This is a genomic window from Actinoplanes couchii (genome assembly GCF_016862075.1).
GTDB lineage: Bacteria > Actinomycetota > Actinomycetes > Mycobacteriales > Micromonosporaceae > Actinoplanes > Actinoplanes couchii.
The window spans coordinates 1-17,204 of record NZ_BOMG01000027.1 but is presented as its reverse complement, the minus strand read 5'-3'; the positions used below and the strand labels follow the sequence as shown (position 1 = coordinate 17,204).

Genomic DNA, 17,204 nt, shown 5'->3' with positions numbered 1-17,204 from the left:
CGCTGTTCAGCCAACGTGGCTCGGTGTTCTCCACCCCTGCATGTTAGCTCACGGTCACTTGCATCTTTAAGTCATGGGCCCTACCTTTCACTCAACTGTTTAAGTCATCACGAGTGAGTCGAGGCAAGAGAATGAACGTCGCCCTGTGGATCGCCGCCGGACTGTTGGCCGCCGCCATGCTGGCCTCCGGCGCGATGAAGGCGCTGCAGCCCAAGGAGAAGCTCGCCGCCTCCGGGCTGGGCTGGGTCGAGGACTTCAGCGCCGGTCAGGTCAAGACGATCGGCGTGCTCGAGGTGCTCGGCGCGATCGGCCTGATCCTGCCCGCGCTGCTGGACATCGTCCCGATCCTGGTCCCGATCGCGGCCACCGGCCTGGCCGTCACGATGATCGGCGCGATCGTGGTGCACGTGCGCCGCAACGAGATCCCGGGCGCCGTGCCTGGTGCCGTCCTGTTCCTGCTCGCGGCGTTCGTCGCGTGGGGACGGTTCGGCCCGTACGCGTTCTGACCGGGCTTTCCACCAGGTGCGAATCGGCACTTACATCGATATAGTTCGTCGTCTTGAGGTCGGGGCGGGGAGCGGGCGATGCGGCAGCCGGGCGGCGACGAGGACGGCACGGAACCCGGCGACGGCGAGCCCGGGTCACGGCTCGCCGCCCTCGGGGGCCTGCACCTGGAGGAGGCCCCGCCGGACGGGGGTGTCCCGGCGACGGGGCGCTCCCCGCGTACCGCAAGAAATCGGACCTTGATCGTCTCCGCCCTGCTCGCGGCGACCCTGATCGCCTGCCTGGGCACCGCCGTGCATCTGTTCCTGCGGATCAACGAGCCGTCGTCGGCCGAGCGCCCGCCGCCACCCCCGCCGCCGCGGCCCGGAGCAAGCATGTCCGGCCCGGCCGGTGGCGGCCCGCGGCCCGTCGCCCAGCCGGTGCGCACCGAGAACGACCTGGACATGGTCTGCGCCGACCGGTTCTATCCGTCCGCGCCACGGTTCCGCGGCTCCGCCCCGCATCCGGTGATGATCAGCGAGGGCGAGGAGACCGGGGCGGACTTCCGGTCGACGCGCACGCTCAACCGGGCCGCCTTCGCCGGGTCGGCCACCCAGCGCCGCACCTGGGCGCCCGATCCCGAGCGTGCCCAGATCGTCGCCTGCCTGGACCTGACCGGCCCCGGCCGCAAGATCCGTGACTGCCGCGCCGGGGACGGCACACTCCCACTGGTCGAGGGGCGTTACCGGCTGGCGGTCTACGAGGTGGCCACCCGCCGCCGGATTCTGCAGAAGGACCTGACCGGAACCGATCGGGCCTGCCCGTTCGTGATCCGCACCGGTGCCGGCGACACCCTGCACAGCGCGGTGAAGGACCAGCAGCTGTACGACCTGCTGCACCAGCGCGTCGAGGGTTAGGTCCGGTGTGGCAGGCCTCGTGGGAGCGAGGCCTGCCACACCGGACCTAAGGGCCGGCCCAGCCGAGGAAGCGTTCGTAGAGGTCGGTCGGTGGCCCGGCGCCGCTGCCGGCCGCCCAGTCGTCGATCGCCTCCAGCAGGCAGGAGCCAAGGTAGACCGAGAGCCCGTGCGGGAAGTTGTCGTACTGCTCGGTCAGTTCGACCTTGGCGACGGCGCACGGCCAGGGTTGCCCGCAGACCCGGCAGTCCCAGGACGGGCGCTCGCCGACGTGTTCGGTTCGCGGAACCAGCATCGAAACCCTCACCATGTGCTATTCGACGACTACACATTGGAGCGTGACTTGCCTTAGGCTCGGTCTCAAGCCGGAACGGCGAGAATCCCGGAAATGGATTCTCAATGTCTCGCTCGTGGCGATCCGATCGTCTCGTTCGATACACCGGGATGTCCGAGATCGTGGGAGAGGTATGACCGAGACGGGCTCGACCGTTCCGAGGCGGCAGGTCGGGCGGCTGTTACGGCAGCTGCGTGAGCAGGCCGGCATCTCACTGATGGCCGCGGCGCAGGAGCTGGAGTTCTCCCGCGCCCGGATGTACCGGATCGAGAACGGCGAGGTCCCGGTCCGCAAGCACGACGTGATCGCGATGTGCGGGGTCTACACCGCGCCCGGCCACCTGACCGAGGTGCTGATCGGCCTGGCCGCCGAGTCCAAGGCGAAAGGCTGGTGGCACGCGTACGGCGATGTCGTCCCGGCCTGGTTCGAGCTCTACGTCGGCATGGAGCAGGCGGCCTCCCGGCTGCGGTTCTTCGCCCCCGGCGTGATCCCCGGCCTGTTGCAGACCCGGGAGTACGCCGAAGCGGTCCTGCGCCGATGGCACGTCGGCGACGAGGAGGCCACGGCCAACGCGGTGGCCGTGCGGATGGAGCGGCAGTCGCTGCTCAACCGGCGGCTGCCCGAGGCGTGCCGGCTCGACGTCGTCGTCGACGAGGGCGTCCTGCGCCGGACCATCACCGACACCCTCGGCATGCAGAAACAGCTCGCCCACCTGGTCAACATGTCGACCCGGCCGAACATCAGCGCCCGGGTGATCCCGCTGTCGGCCGGCCCGCACCGGGCGGCCGTCTCCGGGCAGTTCACCATCCTGGAGTTCCCGGCGGTCGGCACCACGTCGCCCGAGCCCACGACCATCTATTGCGAGAACCTCACCGGCGCGCTCTATCTGGATAAGCTCGCGGAGGTTGAGGCGTACGAGTCGATCTGGGGCGAGATCGACGCGATCGCGCTGGGCAGGGCTGAATCCGACGATCTAATCCGTACGATCATCGAGGAGAGCGATGGCTGACCTGACCGGTGCCGTCTGGCACAAGAGCACCCGAAGCGGCAACGGTGAGTGCGTCGAGGTGGCCGGAAACCTGCCCGGCATCGTGGCCCTGCGCGACAGCAAGGACCGGGCCGGCACCACGCTGGTCTTCGGGCACGCCGAGTGGGAGGCCTTCCTGACCGGGGTGCGGGCCGGGGAGTTCGACCTTTAGGAATCCGTGAGCCCCACCTTAAGGGTTCCTTTGCGGGACGGTGCCGGGCGGAGGGCTGGTGCATCGTGATGGGGCGTCGTCCCCTGTCCCGTCTCACCGAGGTGAACATCAGTGCCGCTCTCCGCTGCTGCCCGATTCCGGTACTCCCTGGCAGCAGGGTCGACAGCGGTGGTGATCGGCGCGGCCTTCCTGGCCGCCGGCCTGGCACACGGCGACACCGGGACGGTCGAACCGAGCGCGGTCAGCGCCCCGCTCCCGGTGGCCACCACCGCCGGCGCCGAGGCCGACCTGCTCGACGCGGAGAGCGCGACGGAATCGGCGTCCCCGTCGCCGAGTGCCACCGTGGCATCGCCGTCGCCGTCGCCGTCGCCCTCCGTCACGTCGGCGAGTCCCTCTCCGAAGGCGACGGCGAAGAAGACGGCGACCGGCAGCAGCGTCAGCAGGAAACCGGCCGCCACCAAGACCACCGAGGCGGCTCCCGTGACCTCCGGAACGGTGTCCGAACAGGTCCTCGCGCACATCAACGAGGCGCGGGTGGCCGAGGGACTGAAGGCGCTGACCCTGGACACCAACCTGTCCAAGGCCGCGGCGATCCACAACCAGCTGATGATCGACGGCTGCGGGCTGTCCCACCAGTGCTCCGGCGAGTCCGGTCTGGGCGAGCGGTTCAGCGCCCAGGACGTCTCGTGGCGCACCGCCGGGGAGAACATCGGCTTCGGCTCCAGCGGCAGCAGCACCTCGGCGATGGTCGGGGCGGCCAACGGGCTCACCGACTCGATGCTGGCCGAGGTGCCGCCGAACGACGGGCACCGCAAGAACCTGCTGAACGCCGACTTCACCCGGATCGGGCTGAGCATCGTCCGGGACGCCAAGGGCATCACCTGGATGACCCAGGACTTCGTCGGCTGAGAGATCTTGGCCCTGTGCGGCCGGGGCGGACCGGCTTTAGGGTGACGCGGTGCTCGAACTACTGAAATCCCTCCTCCGATGGCTGCTGGGGACGCAGGAGAAGCCTGTTGAAAGGCCCGCTCCGCCAACCGCGTCCAAGCCGGCTGCTCCGAAACCGGCTGCTCCCAAGCCGGCCGCTCCCAAGCCCGCTACTCCCCAACCGGCCGCGCCCAAGCCGCAGCGGCCGCCGCGCACGGTCCCGGTGCCGAAGCAGGGCCGGCAGCTGGCGTACGCGCCGCAGCTCGACGGCGACGCCGACCCGGGTGAGATCGTCTGGACCTGGGTGCCCTACGAGGACGACCCGGCCCAGGGCAAGGACCGCCCGGTGCTGGTGGTCGGCCGGGACGCCCGGACCATGCTGGGCCTGATGCTCTCCAGCCAGAGCGACCGGGACGGCCAGCGCCACTGGATGGCCCTCGGCCCCGGCGACTGGGACCGCGACTCGCGCCCGAGCTGGATCCGCCTGGACCGGGTCCTGGAGATCGACGAGGACGGCATCCGCCGGGAGGGCGCGGTCCTGGACCGGCCCCGGTTCGACCGGATCGCCGCGATCCTGCGCCGCAACTACGGCTGGCCGTGATCCGCCGGATAGCGTTGCGGTATGGACGTCATGACCGGTTTCGGCGGCAAACAGGCCTGGCTCGCGGTCTCGGGCGCCGAGCCCTCCGCGGTGATCGAAGCGCTCGGCCTGCGTGACCTGGGCACCGTGCCCTGGCGCGACGGGCTGGATCTGGCCCATCTCACCGACGACCGGGTGGCGGTCACCCCGCCGCTGCCCGGCGCGCGGGGGGAGTCGTGGGTGCTCGCGGTGGGCCGGCGGCTGATGACACCCGGCCCGGACGTGGTCGCGCTGTCCGCCACCCTCGGCGCCGAGGTGCAGTTCTTCGCCACCCACCGGGTCACCGAGCTGCACCGCTGGCAGCGGGCGGTCAAGGGAGAGCTGGTGCGGGCGTTCGGCTACGTCGGGCAGAGCGGGGACGTCACGTCCTGGTTCGGTGATCCCGACCCGGCCGAGCGCGACGCCGGTCTGCCCGGCGAGTTCGACCCCGACGAGACGTCCGTGCTGGTCGCCGAGCGGGACGTGTTCCGGGTGGCCGCCGCCTGGAGCATCGATCCGACGACGTTGTCCGGGCCCGCGCCCGGCCCGCTGCGCCTGGGCGCGGCGGACTGACCCGGTGACCCGGGCCCTTTCCCGGTCCGCCGCATCCGCGTACGGCGGACCGGCCCTGTCATCCGGGCCCGCGCCCGGCCCCCGCCGCGCTCCCGCGCGGCGTACCCGTCTGGAGAGGCGTCATGCGTAAGTACGTGATCATGGGTGTGCAGGGCAGCGGCAAGGGCACCCAGGCCAAGATGTTGCGCGAGGCCTACGACCTGGTGCACATCAGCGTGGGCGACATCTTCCGCTGGCACGTGCGGCAGCACACCAAGCTGGGCGCCCAGGTGAAGCGGATCATGGCGGCCGGCGAGCTGGTCGGCGACGACCTGGTCGAGGAGGTGGTGCGCCGCCGGATGGGCATCCACGACTGGAACTACGGCTTCATCATCGACGGCTTCCCGCGCAACGGGCGGCAGACCGAGTTCTTCATGGAGAGCTACGACATCGACGCGGTCGTCCACCTGGAGCTGCCCGACGACGAGGTGCGCCGCCGGGTGCTCAGCCGCCGGCTCTGCAGCAGTTGCGGGATGGACTACAACCTGATCGCGGACCGTCCCGAGGTGGAGGGCCGCTGCGACATCTGCGGCGGTGAGCTGATCACCCGGGCCGACGACACCCCGGAGGCCCTGGAGTCCCGGCTGAGCGACTACCACGAGAAGACCCGCCCGGTGCTGGAGCTGTTCCGGCGCAAGGAGGTTGTGCACGACGTGGACGGTCGCGCATCGGTCGAGGAGGTGCAGTCGGCCATCCGTAAGACCCTCGGACTGCCGTCACCACGCGGCTAGCATCGCGCGGGTGACTCTCACTCCCGATGATCTGATCGGCTACGTCGAGCGTGACCTCGACGCCGACATCGCACGCTGGTTCCCGGACGCCGGGCGGGCCGAGGTGCCCGCCGACACCCGCCCGATCGACTATCTGGTGGGTCGTCTGCCGGCGTCCGGGGCCGCCGCCCTGGCCGCTTTCGATCAGCGGGTCCGGGCCGGGGCGATCCCGGACGTCTTCGAGATCGCCGATTGGTCGTACGCCTTCGGCTTCGCCGCCAACGAGTGCGAGATCCTGGACTCGGACTACGAGACCGAGGTCGCCGACGACGACGTGTTCTCGCTGGTCGCCGACGGCAGCGGCAACCTGTGGACGCTGCTGGCGAACGGGCAGGTGGCGCTCTGGTTCCACGAGGAGTACGTGCTGGAGGCGGACACCCGCTTCGACCACCTGGACGTCTTCGTGTGGTCGCTGATCCGGTACTACGCGGTCCGCCGGGGTGTGCTGAGCCTGGACGAGGTGGAGGCGGACTTCCTCGCCCTGAACCAGGGCGGCATGGTCTTCCCGGAGACCGGTCTGCTCGCCACCTTGAAGGGCTGATCCCTCTTTCAGGGCAATCCGATCAAGTCGGACATCGGCCTACCGTGGGTCGGTGCATCTCGGACCCTCGTTCTCCGCGCCCGTCACCGCCGCCGGAGCGGTGCTGTGGCGTGGCGCGGGAAACGCCCGTGAGGTCGCCGTGCTCCGGTCGAACCGTGGTGAATGGGGATTCCCGAAAAGCCGGACCGCGCCGGGGGAACATATGACGTCGGCCGCGGTCCGGGCGGTTTCCGAGGAGATCGGGGCGACCGTGAATCTCGGTCCGTGGCTGGGCTCGGTGAATTACGTGCGCGGTGGCTGGCCGGAGCACGTCGACTATTTCGCCGCTTTCACCGGGCTTTCCGCCGAGGATGATCCTGCCGCTGACCTGCTGTGGCTCTCCCCGGCACGGGCCGCGGACGCCCTGAGCCGGCCCGACGACGTAAGGATTCTTCGCGAATTCCAGCGCCGGGTGCCGGTGCCGACGAGTTGTTTCATCCTGCGCCGGGGGAGTGCCTATCCGGCGCATTCCGTGCTGTCCGCGTACGGCGTACGGGAACAGTCGTGTGTTGATCTGGAATTCGCGTTGCGGATCGCCGGCGAATCGTTCGACACGGGACGCCCGGCCGCGGTCTGTGCCGAGCCGGCGGCGATCCGGGAGTTGTTCGGCGAGCTGTGCCGGCGGCGTCCGGCGCCGGTTCCGGTGGACGCGACGGTGCCGGAGGGCGGGTTGCTCGTCCTGCACGGGACTCCGGACCGGATCCTCACGGTCGAACGTCACCTGATTTGAAAACCAACACAACCGGACTCTCCCGGTAAGACCCGTTTTGTGCAGGTGTCTCCAGCAATTTAAGGAGACCGAAATCTCTTTGACATATTGCGCTCGGGCAGAAGCGGGCGTAAACAAAGACAAAGCCAAAACGAGCCGGGTGGTGAGGATGTACGCGGAGGAACGCCAGCAGGAGATAGTCCGGCGGGCCCGTGCCGAGGGCCGGGTCGACGTCGTCGCGCTGGCCGAGACCTTCGGGGTGACTGCCGAGACGATCCGCCGCGACCTGACCGTCCTGGAACGGTCCGGTGTGCTGCGCCGGGTGCACGGCGGGGCCATCCCGGTCGAGCGCCTCGGCTTCGAGCCCGCACTCGCCACCCGGGACGCCGTTCTCATAAGCGAGAAGGAACGGATCGCCAAGGCGGCGCTGGCCGAGATCCCCGAGGACGGCGCGATCATCCTGGACGCCGGGACCACCACCGCCCGCCTCGCCCAGCTGCTGCCCGCCGACCGCGAGCTGACCGTGGTGGTGAACTCACCGGTGCTCGCGGCCACCCTCGGGCTCAAACCCAACCTCACCGTCCTGCTGCTCGGCGGCCGGGTCCGGGGCAAGACCCTGGCCACCGTCGACGACTGGGCGCTGCGACCGCTCGCCGACATGTACGTCGACGTCGCCTTCATGGGCGCCAACGGCGTCAGCGTCGAGCGGGGCATGACCACTCCGGACCCGGCCGAGGCGGCGGTCAAGCGGGCGATGATCGCCGCAGCCCGCCGGGTGGTGCTGCTCGCCGATCACACCAAGATCGGCAATGATTACCTGGCCAAGTTCGGCGCACTCGCCGACACCGATCTGCTGATCACCGACACCGGGCTGGACGAGGATCTCGCCGCCGAGGTCGAGACGACCGGCGTACGGGTGGTGAAAGCATGATCCTGACCGTAACTCTGAATCCGAGCGTGGACCGCGCTCTGGAACTCGACGTGCTCGTGCGCGGTGAGGTTCTGCGCGCCGCCGACTCGCACATCGACCCGGGCGGCAAGGGCGTCAACGTGTCCCGCGCGCTGCTCGCCAACGGCGTCCGCTCCACCGCTGTCGTCCCGACCGGCGGCGCCGAGGGCGACCAGCTCGTCGACATGCTCCGCGCCGAGGGTGTCGACATGCTGGCCGTGCCGATCGCCGGCCGGACCCGCTCCAACATCACCCTGGCCGAGCCGGACGGCACGGTCACCAAGATCAACGAGGTCGGCCCGGTCCTCTCCGACGCCGAGTTCGCCCAGGTCAGCAAGGCGGTCCTGGACGCCGCGAGCACCGCCGACTGGGTGGTCATCTGCGGCAGCCTGCCGCCCGGCCCGACCATCGGCGCCTTCACCGAACTGTGTGAGCGCCTGGTCGCCGCCGGCGCCCGGCTCGCCGTGGACAGCAGCGGCCCGGCCCTGCTCGCCGGGGTCGCCGCCGGCGCAGCCCTGGTCAAACCGAACCGCGAGGAGCTGGCCGAGGCGATCGGCGCTCCGCTGGGCACCTACGGTGACGTGGTCGAGGGCTGCCGGCGGCTGCGGGCCGCGGGCGCCGGTGCGGTCCTGGCCAGCCTCGGTTCCGACGGCGCGATCCTGGTCGACGCCGACGGGGTCCTCTCCGGTTCGTCGCCGGTGACCGTGCCGCGCAGCACGGTCGGTGCCGGGGACGCGATGCTCGCCGGATTCCTCGCCGGTGGCGCCGCCGGCGCCGGCGCCCTCACCGAGGGTCTGGCGTGGGGCGCGGCAGCGGTCTCCCTTCCGGGCAGCCGGATGCCGACGCCGTCCGATCTCGACCGTACGACGGTCAGCGTCTCGTCCGACCCCGACCTCTCCCGCCGTCTGCATCCCTGACGGCACCCTCCCGCCGTCCGCTCTCCGGTCGGCCCGCACCCGCTGTCCGATCCGGGCGGCCCGCACCCGCCGTCTGATCCGGGCGGCGCTCACCCGCCGTCCGCTCCGGTCGGCCCCAGACGTTCCCGCGAGGGAGCAACCCGGCACTTCCAGCGCTCAACCGGCCGGATATAGCCGGAAATAAACATCTAAACCTACACTCTCCACCACCCCGAATTGGAGAATTTTCATGGCCTCTTCGTACACCCCGGAGGTCTCTGGAGGCGGCTTCCGAGCCCGCGTCCAGAAACTCGGCGGTCACCTGGCCGGCATGGTCATGCCGAACATCGGCGCGATCATCGCCTGGGGTCTGATCACCGCCCTGTTCATCCCGGTCGGCTGGTTGCCGAACGAGAACCTGGCCGAGCTCGTCGACCCGATGATCAAGTACCTGCTCCCGGTGCTGATCGGTTACACCGGTGGCCGGATGGTCCACGGCCAGCGTGGCGCGGTCGTCGGTGCGACCGCCACGATGGGTGTCGTGGTCGGCGCCGACGTGCCGATGTTCCTCGGCGCGATGATCATCGGCCCGCTGACCGCCTACGTCCTGCGGCTGTTCGACAACGCGATCGACGGCCGGATCAAGCCCGGCTTCGAGATGCTCGTCGACAACTTCTCGGCCGGCATCATCGGTGGTGGCTTCGCCATCCTCGGCAAGCTGGCCATCGGCCCGGTCGTCAACGGCCTGACCAAGGCCGCCGGCAGCGGTGTCGACTGGCTCCTCGACCACAGCCTGATGCCGCTGGTGTCGGTCCTGGTCGAGCCGGCCAAGGTGCTGTTCCTCAACAACGCCATCAACCACGGCGTGTTCAGCCCGCTCGGTGTCCAGCAGGTCGCGGAGAGCGGCAAGTCGATCCTGTTCATGATCGAGTCGAACCCCGGCCCCGGTCTGGGTCTGCTGCTCGCCTACTTCTTCTTCGGCCCGAAGTCGCTGCGCCCGACCACCCCGGCCGCGATGATCATCCACTTCTTCGGCGGCATCCACGAGATCTACTTCCCGTACGTGCTGATGAAGCCGCGCCTGATCCTCGCTCTGATGGCCGGTGGCGCGTCCGGTGTGGCCACCTTCATGATCTTCGGCGCGGGTACCGTGGCCTCCCCGGCTCCGGGCAGCATCTTCGCCTTCGTCGCGGTCACCGCCAAGGGCTCGCACGTCGGCATGTTCCTCGGTGTCCTGATCGCCGCCGCGGTCACCTTCGGTGTCGCCGCGCTGCTGCTCGGCTTCGGCAAGCTGAAGTCCGACCAGGAGCCCGACGACGACACCACCTCCGAGGCGAAGACTCCCGAGGAGATCGCCGACGAGCCGGCTGTGCCGGCACAGCGCACCGCGTCGGAGGACGAGACCGACAGCACCCGCAAGGAAAACGCCTAACTACCAGGGAAGGGGCCGTAGAGATCATGGCAACCATCAACGGCAAGGACATCCGCAAGCTCGTCGTCGCCTGCGACGCGGGAATGGGCAGCAGCGTGATGCTCGCCAGCACCCTGCGCAAGCAGCTCGGCAAGACCGGGGTCACCGTGGAGCACACCCCGGTGAACTCGATCCCGGCCGACGCCGACGTGGTGGTCTGCCACAGCGGCCTCGCGGCCCGCGCCCGTTCGGTCGCTCCGGACAAGCCGATCGTGCCGTTCCAGATCTTCCTGGGCGACCCGGCCGTCACCAAGGTCGTCAAGGCCATCCAGCAGGGCACTGATCTCAATGTCTGAGCTGCTGGACCCGCGGGCGATCCGGCTCGCCGAGAAGGCCGCCGACCGCGACGACGCGATCCGTCGTTGCGGTCAGGCCCTGGTGGACATCGGCGCGACCGAACCGGGCTACATCGACACGATGCTCGCCCGCGAGCAGTCCATCTCCACGTACGTCGGTGAGGGTGTCGCCATTCCGCACGGCACCCTCGCCGGCAAGGACCTGGTCAAGCGCGACGCCCTCGCGGTGCTGCGCTTCCCGGAGGGCGTCGACTGGGGCGGCGAGACGGTCACCGTGTGCGTGGCCATCGCCGCCCAGGGCGACGGGCACGTGGACCTGCTCGCCGCTCTCGCCGAGATCCTGCTCGACGAGGACCAGGCCCGTGAACTCCGCGAGGCCACCGAACCCGAGACCGTGATCCGGCTTCTCGGGACCATCCAGGAGGAAACAGAGTCATGAAGGTCGTACGCTTCCACGCTCCCGGTGACGTCCGCTTCGAGGACGCCCCCGAGCCCGAGGCCGGTCCCGGTGAGGTGAAGATCCGGGTCCGGAACTGTTCCACCTGCGGCACCGACGTGAAGATCTCCAAGTTCGGCCACCACCACATCCACCCGCCCCGGGTGATGGGCCACGAGATCGCCGGCGAGATCGTCCAGGTCGGCGAGGGTGTCGACGGCTGGTCGAACGGCGACCGGGTCCAGGTCATCGCGGCCATCCCGTGCGGCAAGTGCGCCGAGTGCGAGCGCGGCCGGATGACCGTCTGCCCGAACCAGGAGTCGATGGGCTACCACTTCGAGGGTGGCTTCGCGCAGTTCATGGTCGTACCGGAGAAGGTCCTGGCCGTTGACGGTCTGAACCGGATCCCGGACGGTGTCTCCTTCGCCGAGGCGTCGGTCGCCGAACCGCTGGCCTGCGCGCTCAACGCGCAGAACCTGGCCCGGGTCGGCGAGGGCGACGACGTCGTGGTGATCGGCTCCGGCCCGATCGGCTGCCTACACGTGCGGCTGGCCCGGGCCCGCGGCGCCGCCCGGGTCTTCCTGGTCGAGCTGAACCGCGAGCGCCTGGACATGGCCGCGAACCTGGTCCTGCCGGACGCCGCGATCTGCGCCGCCGAGGTCGACCCGGTCGAGGAGATCCTCAAGCTGACCGACGGCCGTGGCGCCGACGTGATCATCACGGCCGCCGCCTCCGGCAAGGCCCAGGAGCAGGCCATCGAGATGGCCGCCCGCCAGGGCCGGATCAGCTTCTTCGGCGGTCTGCCCAAGGACAACCCGACGATCACCTGCGACTCCAACCTGGTGCACTACCGGGAGCTGATGATCATCGGGGCGAACGGGTCCAGCCCGGCCCACAACGCCGAGGCCCTCAACCTGGTCGCCACCGGCGCCGTCCCGGTCAACGACCTGATCACCCATCGCCTGCCGCTGGAGAGCGCCATCGACGCCTTCGGGATCGTCGCGCGCGGCGAGGCCATCAAGGTCACCATCGAGCCCTGAGGAGTTCGCTATGCCCACCCGTACGGTGACCGTCGGTTCCGCCACCGGCCTGCACGCCCGCCCCGCGAAGATCTTCGTGGAGGCGGCCGCGAAGGCGCCGGTCAAGGTGACCATCCGATCCGGTGACCGCAAGCCGGTTCCCGCCAAGAGCATGCTGTCGGTGCTCGCCCTCGGCGCCAAGCACGGCACCGAGGTGATCCTCGAGGCCGAGGGGGAGGGTGCCGACGAGGCCCTGGACAGCCTGGCCGAACTGCTGGCGAAGGACCTGGACGCCGATCATGGCTGAGGTGCTCACCGGCATCGGGGTGTGCGCCGGGACCGTGGCCGGTCCGCTTCTTTGGATCGCCGGGGCCCCGGCGCTGCCCGCCCCCACCACGGTCACCGACACCGAGGCGGAGGTGGCCCGCGCCGAGGCCGCCCTCGCCTCGGTGGTCGCCGAGCTGGAACGCCGCGCCGACCGCGCCACCGACGGCACCATCGCCGAGGTGCTGCGGGCCGAGGCGATGATGGCCGACGACGACATGCTGCGCGAGGGCGTCCGGGAACAGATCGAGGCCGGTCAGGACGCCTCGCACGCGATCGACGGCGCGTTCGCGAGCTTCCGGGAGGCCTTCACGGCCGCCGGCGGCTACCTCGCCGAACGGGTCGCCGACCTGGACGACCTGCGCGACCGGGCGGTGGCGGTCCTGCTCGGCCTGCCGATGCCGGGTGTCCCCTCGCCCGGTCATCCCTACGTGCTGGCCGCCCGTGACCTGGCCCCGGCCGACACCGCCGACCTCGACCCGGATCAGGTCGTCGCCCTGGTCACCGAGGTGGGCGGGCCGACCAGCCACACCGCGATCCTGGCCCGCGCGCTGGGCCTGCCCGCGGTCGTCGCCTGCCCCGGCGTCCTGGCCGTCCCGGACGGCACGCTGGTGCTCGTCGACGGGGCCACCGGACGTGTCGAGGCGGGTGTCGACGAGGTCACCGTCAAGGCCGCGACCGAGGCGGCCCGCCAGGCGAGCGAGGCGGCCTCCGGTCTCACCGGTCCCGGTGAGACTGCTGATGGGTACGGGGTGAAACTCCTGGCCAACGTCGGCTCGGCGAAGAACGTGCCGGCTGCCGACGAGGCACACGCCGAGGGAGTCGGCCTGTTCCGCACGGAACTGCTCTTCCTCGACCGCGCCCAGGAGCCGACCCACGACGAGCAGGTGGCGGCGTACCGCGAGGTCTTCACCGCGATGACCGGCCGGCGGGTCGTCATCCGGACCCTCGACGCCGGCGCCGACAAGCCGCTGCCGTTCCTGAACCAGGACGGTGAGCCCAACCCGGCCCTGGGTGTCCGCGGTCTGCGCGTGGCGCGGCAGCGCCCGCAGGTGCTCACCACACAGCTGGCCGCGATCGCCGAGGCCCGCGCGCAGACCGGCGCCGACGTCTGGGTGATGGCCCCGATGGTCTCCACCCTGCCGGAGGCGAAGGAGTTCGCGGAGGCCGTGTACGCCGCCGGACTGCCGAAGGCCGGCGTGATGATCGAGGTTCCGGCCGCCGCGCTGCGGGCCGCGGATCTGCTCGGGGTGGTCGACTTCCTGAGCATCGGCACGAACGACCTGAGTCAGTACACGTTCGCCGCCGACCGGATGTGCGGTGACCTGGCCGACCTGCTGGACGTGTGGCAGCCGGCCCTGTTGCAGCTCATCGGGATCTGCGGGGAGGCGGGCCGGGCAGCCGGCAAACCGGTCGGTGTGTGCGGTGAGGCCGCCGCCGACCCACTGCTCGCGCCGATCCTGGTCGGGCTCGGCGTGACCAGCCTGTCCATGTCACCACGGGCGATCCCGCAGGTCCGGGCGGCTCTCGCGGCCCGCACCGAGGCCGACTGCCGGCGGCTCGCCGAGCAGGCGGTGGCCGCTCCGGATGCGGCCGGGGCGCGTGCCCTGGTCAGCTGAGGCCTACTGCCGGTAAACGAGACGGGCCCTACCCTGGTCACCAGGGCGGGCCCGTCTCGTCGTCTCCGTTTCGGTGTCGATGCCTCAGTTGAACGGGAACCCGGGCGGGAACTCGATCTTCGGAATGGTGATCTTCGGGATCCGGACCTTGACCTTGACCGTCTCGGTCTTCTTGATCAGGTCGACGAGCACCTGCGGTGTGCCAGGTGTCTTCGAGTACGTGACGATCCGCTTCTGCCAGCCGTTGCGGTAGTTGACGGTGACGTCGTAGCGGTACCGGCCGGACTTGCTCGCCGGCGCGTACCGCGGGCCCAGCGCCCGGAACGCCGGGCTGGACGCCAGCTTCAACACCTCGTTGGAGTACGCGTTCCCGGAGCCGGAGATCTGGAACGACGAGATGTTGTTGGCGCCGCGGGTGCGCTGGATCGAGACGGAGACCGCCTGGGTGTCCTGCGGACTGGTCCGGCTGCCGGCGTACGACTCGTACGTACTGCCCGGACTCGCCGCACCGGGACCGGCGACACTCATCGAGAGCCCGACCGCGGCGAGTCCTACCAGAACGGCGACCCCGGGCCGCCGGATGAAGAAATTGCTGCTCATGGCCATAGCACAAACAGTATTCGGCAAATCATCCACAACCACGGCAAAACGCCAGAATGTCAGTCGTGCGGTACCCCGGGCCGATCCGCCGCGCTGAGGTCGTAACCCGCTTTCGCCAGCCGCGTCTCCAGCACGTGACACACGTGCTCGGCCACCGCCAGCCGCGCGTACGGCTTCGCGTCACCCGCGATCACGTTCCAGCGCGCCTTCGGCCGGTCGGTCCGGTCGATCATCTCCTCGACCGCCGCCTCGTACTCGGCCCGCTTCTCCCGGTTCCGCCAGTCCTCGTCGGTCAGCTTCCACGACCGCAACGGGTCGGTCCGCCGGCTCTCGAACCGCTTCAGCTGCTCGGAGTCCGACACGTGCATCCAGAACTTGATCAGGATCATGCCCTCGGCGGTCAGCGTCCGCTCGAACTCGGCGATCTCGTCGTACGCCCGCTTCCACTGCTCACCGGTCGCGAAACCCTCGACCCGTTCCACCAGCACCCGGCCGTACCAGGACCGGTCCATCACGGCCATCCCGCCGTTGCCGGGCAGCACGTTCCAGAACCGCTGCAGGAAATGGTGCCGCTTCTCGTCGTAGGTGGGCGCGGCGAACTGCGCCACCCGCACGTGCCGCGGATCCAGCGGCGCCACCAGGCGCTTGATCGCGCCGCCCTTGCCGGATGCGTCCCACCCCTCGAACACCACACACAGCGGCGGGCCGATCCGCTTCTCGCCGATCTGACCACCCAGCAACAGCCGCAACCGCAGCAGCCGCTCCTGCGCCGCGGCCAGCCGTGCCTCGGCCTTCTTCTTCGATATCTCGTACGGCGGTTCCGCACTCCCCAGATGACCCATCCGCCCAGGATCCCCAATCCAGTTGCGTTCCGCAGTAGCAGGTGCGGGAGAATCCGGGGGTGACTTTCGTAGACGACCTGATGTGGCGCGGACTGATCCAGGACTCGACCGACCCCGGCGAGCTCCGCAAGAAGCTCGACGGCGGCGCGACCACGTTCTATGTCGGCTTCGACCCCACCGCCGCCTCACTGCACGTCGGTCACCTCATGCAGGTGTGCACCGCGCGCCGGTTCCAGCAGGCCGGGCACCGCCCGCTGCTGCTCGTCGGCGGCGCCACCGGCCAGATCGGCGACCCGCGCGAGTCCAGCGAGCGCAGCCTCAACCCGCCCGAGGTGGTCCAGGGCTGGGTCGAGCGGATCCGCGGCCAGCTGTCGCCGTTCGTGAGCTACGAGGGCGACAACGCGGCCACCATGGTCAACAACCTGGACTGGACCGGGCCGACCTCGGTGATCGACTTCCTCCGCGACGTCGGCAAGCACTTCCCGGTCAACAAGATGCTGGCCCGCGACGTGGTGCGCAACCGGCTGGAGAGCGGCATCAGCTTCACCGAGTTCAGCTACCAGCTGCTCCAGTCCAACGACTTCTACCAGCTGCACACCCAGCACGGGTGCGAGCTGCAGTTCGGTGGCTCCGACCAGTGGGGCAACATCACCGCGGGTGTCGACTTCGTCAGGCGTCGCGGCGCCGGGCCGGTGCACGCCTTCGTCACCCCGCTGGTCCTCAAGGCCGACGGCACCAAGTTCGGCAAGACCGCCGGCGGCGCCGTCTGGCTGGACCGCACCATGACCAGTTCGTACTCGTTCTACCAGTTCTGGGTCAACAGCGCCGACGCCGACGTCAGTCAGTACATGCGCTACTTCAGCTTCAAGTCCCGCGAGGAGCTGGAGGAGCTGGAGAAGGCGACCGCCGAGCGGCCGCAGGCCCGGCTCGCGCAACGCGCGCTCGCCGAGGAGCTCACCACGCTGGTGCACGGCGAGGAGGAGACGCGGCAGGCGATCGCGGCGAGCCAGGCGCTCTTCGGGCGAGGTTCGCTGGACGAGCTGTCCGCCGACACCTTGCGGGCCGCTCTGGCCGAGACCGGACTTCTTGCGGTACGTGGGGAGTTGCCTCCCGTGGGTGTCCTGCTGAAGGAGTCGGGTCTCGTCGCCTCCGCCAACGAGGCACGGCGCACCATCAACGAGGGCGGCGCCTACCTCAACAACGAGCGGATCACCGACGGTGAGGCGGTGATCCCCGCGTCGGCGCTGCTGCACGGCCGGTTCCTGGTGCTCCGGCGCGGCAAGCGGAACTTCGCCGGCGTCGAGCTGGAGTCCTGACCGCACTCTTTCGGGTCTGTTCATCGCCCCGTCCCCGTTCGCCGGGGGCGGGGCGATGCCGTTTCACCTGCTTTTCCGGCGTCCGTTGATCGGTCATCCGGGGCCTGACCTTTGGTTTTATCGATGTGACCGCCGTCGCGCCACCCCGATTTGGTGTTGCTCGGCGGGACGAGTAATGTTTACCGGGCCGCCAGGGAGACGGGCGAGCGAGCGGGACCGGTGATCGGGCCCGGCGCGGCCGTCCTGGAGGAACCCACAGTCTTAGTCGAGCGATCTTCGCATCGCTTGG

22 protein-coding genes are annotated in these 17,204 nt (G+C 69.9%); 19 read left to right on the top strand and 3 right to left on the bottom strand.

Annotated features, from left to right (window positions below; genetic code table 11):
- The first annotated feature begins 131 nt into the window (after positions 1-131).
- Together Aco03nite_RS08005 and Aco03nite_RS08000 are read left to right on the top strand one after the other, a co-directional pair.
- Positions 132-506, top strand: a complete 375-nt coding sequence (locus tag Aco03nite_RS08005) for a DoxX family protein (protein WP_203794138.1) — start codon at positions 132-134, stop codon at positions 504-506.
- Between the two features lie 78 nt (positions 507-584).
- A complete protein-coding gene (locus Aco03nite_RS08000) occupies positions 585-1,400 on the top strand; it encodes a hypothetical protein (RefSeq protein ID WP_203794137.1) in 816 nt (271 codons plus the stop codon).
- Between the two features lie 46 nt (positions 1,401-1,446).
- Here the strand turns inward: Aco03nite_RS08000 and Aco03nite_RS07995 are convergent, their stop codons facing one another.
- Complete coding sequence (locus tag Aco03nite_RS07995) at positions 1,447-1,692, bottom strand: hypothetical protein (RefSeq protein WP_203794136.1); 246 nt, start codon at positions 1,690-1,692, stop codon at positions 1,447-1,449.
- A gap of 172 nt (positions 1,693-1,864) precedes the next feature.
- On the opposite strand from Aco03nite_RS07995, the gene Aco03nite_RS07990 reads away from it, so the two are divergent.
- The 16 genes from Aco03nite_RS07990 (at position 1,865) to ptsP (ending at position 14,157) form a co-directional block, all read left to right on the top strand.
- Entirely contained in the window at positions 1,865-2,740 is an 876-nt protein-coding gene (locus tag Aco03nite_RS07990) for a helix-turn-helix domain-containing protein (protein WP_203794135.1), read from the top strand.
- Positions 2,733-2,930 carry a DUF397 domain-containing protein gene (locus Aco03nite_RS07985; protein WP_203794134.1) on the top strand — a complete coding sequence of 66 codons (198 nt, stop codon included), beginning with the start codon at positions 2,733-2,735 and terminating at the stop codon, positions 2,928-2,930. The genes Aco03nite_RS07990 and Aco03nite_RS07985 overlap by 8 nt, the downstream gene beginning before the upstream one ends.
- A 111-nt stretch (positions 2,931-3,041) precedes the next feature.
- A complete protein-coding gene (locus tag Aco03nite_RS07980) occupies positions 3,042-3,839 on the top strand; it encodes a CAP domain-containing protein (RefSeq protein ID WP_203794133.1) in 798 nt (265 codons plus the stop codon).
- 241 nt (positions 3,840-4,080) lie between these two features.
- Positions 4,081-4,458 (top strand): type II toxin-antitoxin system PemK/MazF family toxin, encoded by a 378-nt coding sequence (locus Aco03nite_RS07975; RefSeq protein WP_239144987.1) that lies wholly within the window; start codon positions 4,081-4,083, stop codon positions 4,456-4,458.
- Positions 4,459-4,479: 21 nt separating this feature from the next.
- A complete protein-coding gene (locus Aco03nite_RS07970; RefSeq protein WP_239144986.1) occupies positions 4,480-5,049 on the top strand; it encodes a hypothetical protein in 570 nt (189 codons plus the stop codon).
- Between the two features lie 122 nt (positions 5,050-5,171).
- A complete protein-coding gene (locus tag Aco03nite_RS07965) occupies positions 5,172-5,819 on the top strand; it encodes an adenylate kinase family protein (RefSeq protein ID WP_203794132.1) in 648 nt (215 codons plus the stop codon).
- Between the two features lie 10 nt (positions 5,820-5,829).
- Entirely contained in the window at positions 5,830-6,399 is a 570-nt protein-coding gene (locus tag Aco03nite_RS07960; RefSeq protein WP_203794131.1) for a hypothetical protein, read from the top strand.
- A gap of 52 nt (positions 6,400-6,451) precedes the next feature.
- Positions 6,452-7,168, top strand: a complete 717-nt coding sequence (locus tag Aco03nite_RS07955; RefSeq protein ID WP_203794130.1) for an NUDIX domain-containing protein — start codon at positions 6,452-6,454, stop codon at positions 7,166-7,168.
- 148 nt (positions 7,169-7,316) lie between these two features.
- Positions 7,317-8,078, top strand: coding sequence for a DeoR/GlpR family DNA-binding transcription regulator (locus tag Aco03nite_RS07950; protein WP_203794309.1), 762 nt, complete (start codon positions 7,317-7,319; stop codon positions 8,076-8,078).
- Positions 8,075-9,013, top strand: a complete 939-nt coding sequence (pfkB, locus tag Aco03nite_RS07945) for a 1-phosphofructokinase (protein WP_203794129.1) — start codon at positions 8,075-8,077, stop codon at positions 9,011-9,013. The genes Aco03nite_RS07950 and pfkB overlap by 4 nt, the downstream gene beginning before the upstream one ends.
- Before the next feature lie 229 nt (positions 9,014-9,242).
- Entirely contained in the window at positions 9,243-10,424 is a 1,182-nt protein-coding gene (gene mtlA / locus Aco03nite_RS07940) for a mannitol-specific PTS transporter subunit IIC (protein ID WP_203794128.1), read from the top strand.
- 26 nt (positions 10,425-10,450) lie between these two features.
- On the top strand, positions 10,451-10,759 hold the full coding sequence (locus tag Aco03nite_RS07935) for a PTS sugar transporter subunit IIBC family protein (protein ID WP_203794127.1): 309 nt from the start codon (positions 10,451-10,453) through the stop codon (positions 10,757-10,759).
- The gene (locus tag Aco03nite_RS07930; protein WP_203794126.1) at positions 10,752-11,198 is read left to right on the top strand and encodes a PTS mannitol transporter subunit IIA; all 447 of its coding nucleotides are present in this window, start codon (positions 10,752-10,754) and stop codon (positions 11,196-11,198) included. The genes Aco03nite_RS07935 and Aco03nite_RS07930 overlap by 8 nt, the downstream gene beginning before the upstream one ends.
- Positions 11,195-12,235, top strand: a complete 1,041-nt coding sequence (locus tag Aco03nite_RS07925; RefSeq protein WP_203794125.1) for a zinc-dependent dehydrogenase — start codon at positions 11,195-11,197, stop codon at positions 12,233-12,235. The genes Aco03nite_RS07930 and Aco03nite_RS07925 overlap by 4 nt, the downstream gene beginning before the upstream one ends.
- Before the next feature lie 10 nt (positions 12,236-12,245).
- Complete coding sequence (locus Aco03nite_RS07920) at positions 12,246-12,521, top strand: HPr family phosphocarrier protein (protein WP_203794124.1); 276 nt, start codon at positions 12,246-12,248, stop codon at positions 12,519-12,521.
- Positions 12,514-14,157 (top strand): phosphoenolpyruvate--protein phosphotransferase, encoded by a 1,644-nt coding sequence (ptsP, locus tag Aco03nite_RS07915; RefSeq protein ID WP_203794123.1) that lies wholly within the window; start codon positions 12,514-12,516, stop codon positions 14,155-14,157. The genes Aco03nite_RS07920 and ptsP overlap by 8 nt, the downstream gene beginning before the upstream one ends.
- 84 nt (positions 14,158-14,241) lie before the next feature.
- On the opposite strand, the gene Aco03nite_RS07910 is transcribed toward ptsP, so the two are convergent.
- On the bottom strand, positions 14,242-14,757 hold the full coding sequence (locus Aco03nite_RS07910) for a hypothetical protein (RefSeq protein WP_203794122.1): 516 nt from the start codon (positions 14,755-14,757) through the stop codon (positions 14,242-14,244).
- A 59-nt stretch (positions 14,758-14,816) separates the two neighbouring features.
- Positions 14,817-15,599: a polyphosphate kinase 2 family protein gene (locus Aco03nite_RS07905; protein WP_203794121.1), complete on the bottom strand. Its 783-nt coding sequence runs from the start codon at positions 15,597-15,599 to the stop codon at positions 14,817-14,819.
- An 80-nt stretch (positions 15,600-15,679) separates the two neighbouring features.
- Here Aco03nite_RS07905 and tyrS point away from each other — a divergent pair, with 80 nt between their 5' ends.
- Complete coding sequence (tyrS, locus tag Aco03nite_RS07900; protein WP_239145007.1) at positions 15,680-16,915, top strand: tyrosine--tRNA ligase; 1,236 nt, start codon at positions 15,680-15,682, stop codon at positions 16,913-16,915.
- Positions 16,916-17,204: the final 289 nt, after the last annotated feature.

Excerpts from the sequence above, each read along its gene's own strand:
- Aco03nite_RS08000 (WP_203794137.1), top strand. The coding sequence starts at position 585 with ATGCGGCAGCCGGGCGGCGACGAGGACGGCACGGAACCCGGCGACGGC.
- Aco03nite_RS07990 (WP_203794135.1), top strand. The coding sequence starts at position 1,865 with ATGACCGAGACGGGCTCGACCGTTCCGAGGCGGCAGGTCGGGCGGCTG.
- pfkB (WP_203794129.1), top strand. The coding sequence starts at position 8,075 with ATGATCCTGACCGTAACTCTGAATCCGAGCGTGGACCGCGCTCTGGAA.
- Aco03nite_RS07925 (WP_203794125.1), top strand. The coding sequence starts at position 11,195 with ATGAAGGTCGTACGCTTCCACGCTCCCGGTGACGTCCGCTTCGAGGAC.
- Aco03nite_RS07930 (WP_203794126.1), top strand. The coding sequence starts at position 10,752 with ATGTCTGAGCTGCTGGACCCGCGGGCGATCCGGCTCGCCGAGAAGGCC.
- mtlA (WP_203794128.1), top strand. The coding sequence starts at position 9,243 with ATGGCCTCTTCGTACACCCCGGAGGTCTCTGGAGGCGGCTTCCGAGCC.
- Aco03nite_RS08005 (WP_203794138.1), top strand. The coding sequence starts at position 132 with ATGAACGTCGCCCTGTGGATCGCCGCCGGACTGTTGGCCGCCGCCATG.
- Aco03nite_RS07905 (WP_203794121.1), bottom strand. The coding sequence starts at position 15,599 with ATGGGTCATCTGGGGAGTGCGGAACCGCCGTACGAGATATCGAAGAAG.
- Aco03nite_RS07910 (WP_203794122.1), bottom strand. The coding sequence starts at position 14,757 with ATGAGCAGCAATTTCTTCATCCGGCGGCCCGGGGTCGCCGTTCTGGTA.
- Aco03nite_RS07970 (WP_239144986.1), top strand. The coding sequence starts at position 4,480 with ATGGACGTCATGACCGGTTTCGGCGGCAAACAGGCCTGGCTCGCGGTC.
- Aco03nite_RS07965 (WP_203794132.1), top strand. The coding sequence starts at position 5,172 with ATGCGTAAGTACGTGATCATGGGTGTGCAGGGCAGCGGCAAGGGCACC.
- Aco03nite_RS07920 (WP_203794124.1), top strand. The coding sequence starts at position 12,246 with ATGCCCACCCGTACGGTGACCGTCGGTTCCGCCACCGGCCTGCACGCC.
- Aco03nite_RS07995 (WP_203794136.1), bottom strand. The coding sequence starts at position 1,692 with ATGCTGGTTCCGCGAACCGAACACGTCGGCGAGCGCCCGTCCTGGGAC.
- Aco03nite_RS07985 (WP_203794134.1), top strand. The coding sequence starts at position 2,733 with ATGGCTGACCTGACCGGTGCCGTCTGGCACAAGAGCACCCGAAGCGGC.
- Aco03nite_RS07935 (WP_203794127.1), top strand. The coding sequence starts at position 10,451 with ATGGCAACCATCAACGGCAAGGACATCCGCAAGCTCGTCGTCGCCTGC.
- tyrS (WP_239145007.1), top strand. The coding sequence starts at position 15,680 with ATGTGGCGCGGACTGATCCAGGACTCGACCGACCCCGGCGAGCTCCGC.
- Aco03nite_RS07950 (WP_203794309.1), top strand. The coding sequence starts at position 7,317 with ATGTACGCGGAGGAACGCCAGCAGGAGATAGTCCGGCGGGCCCGTGCC.
- ptsP (WP_203794123.1), top strand. The coding sequence starts at position 12,514 with ATGGCTGAGGTGCTCACCGGCATCGGGGTGTGCGCCGGGACCGTGGCC.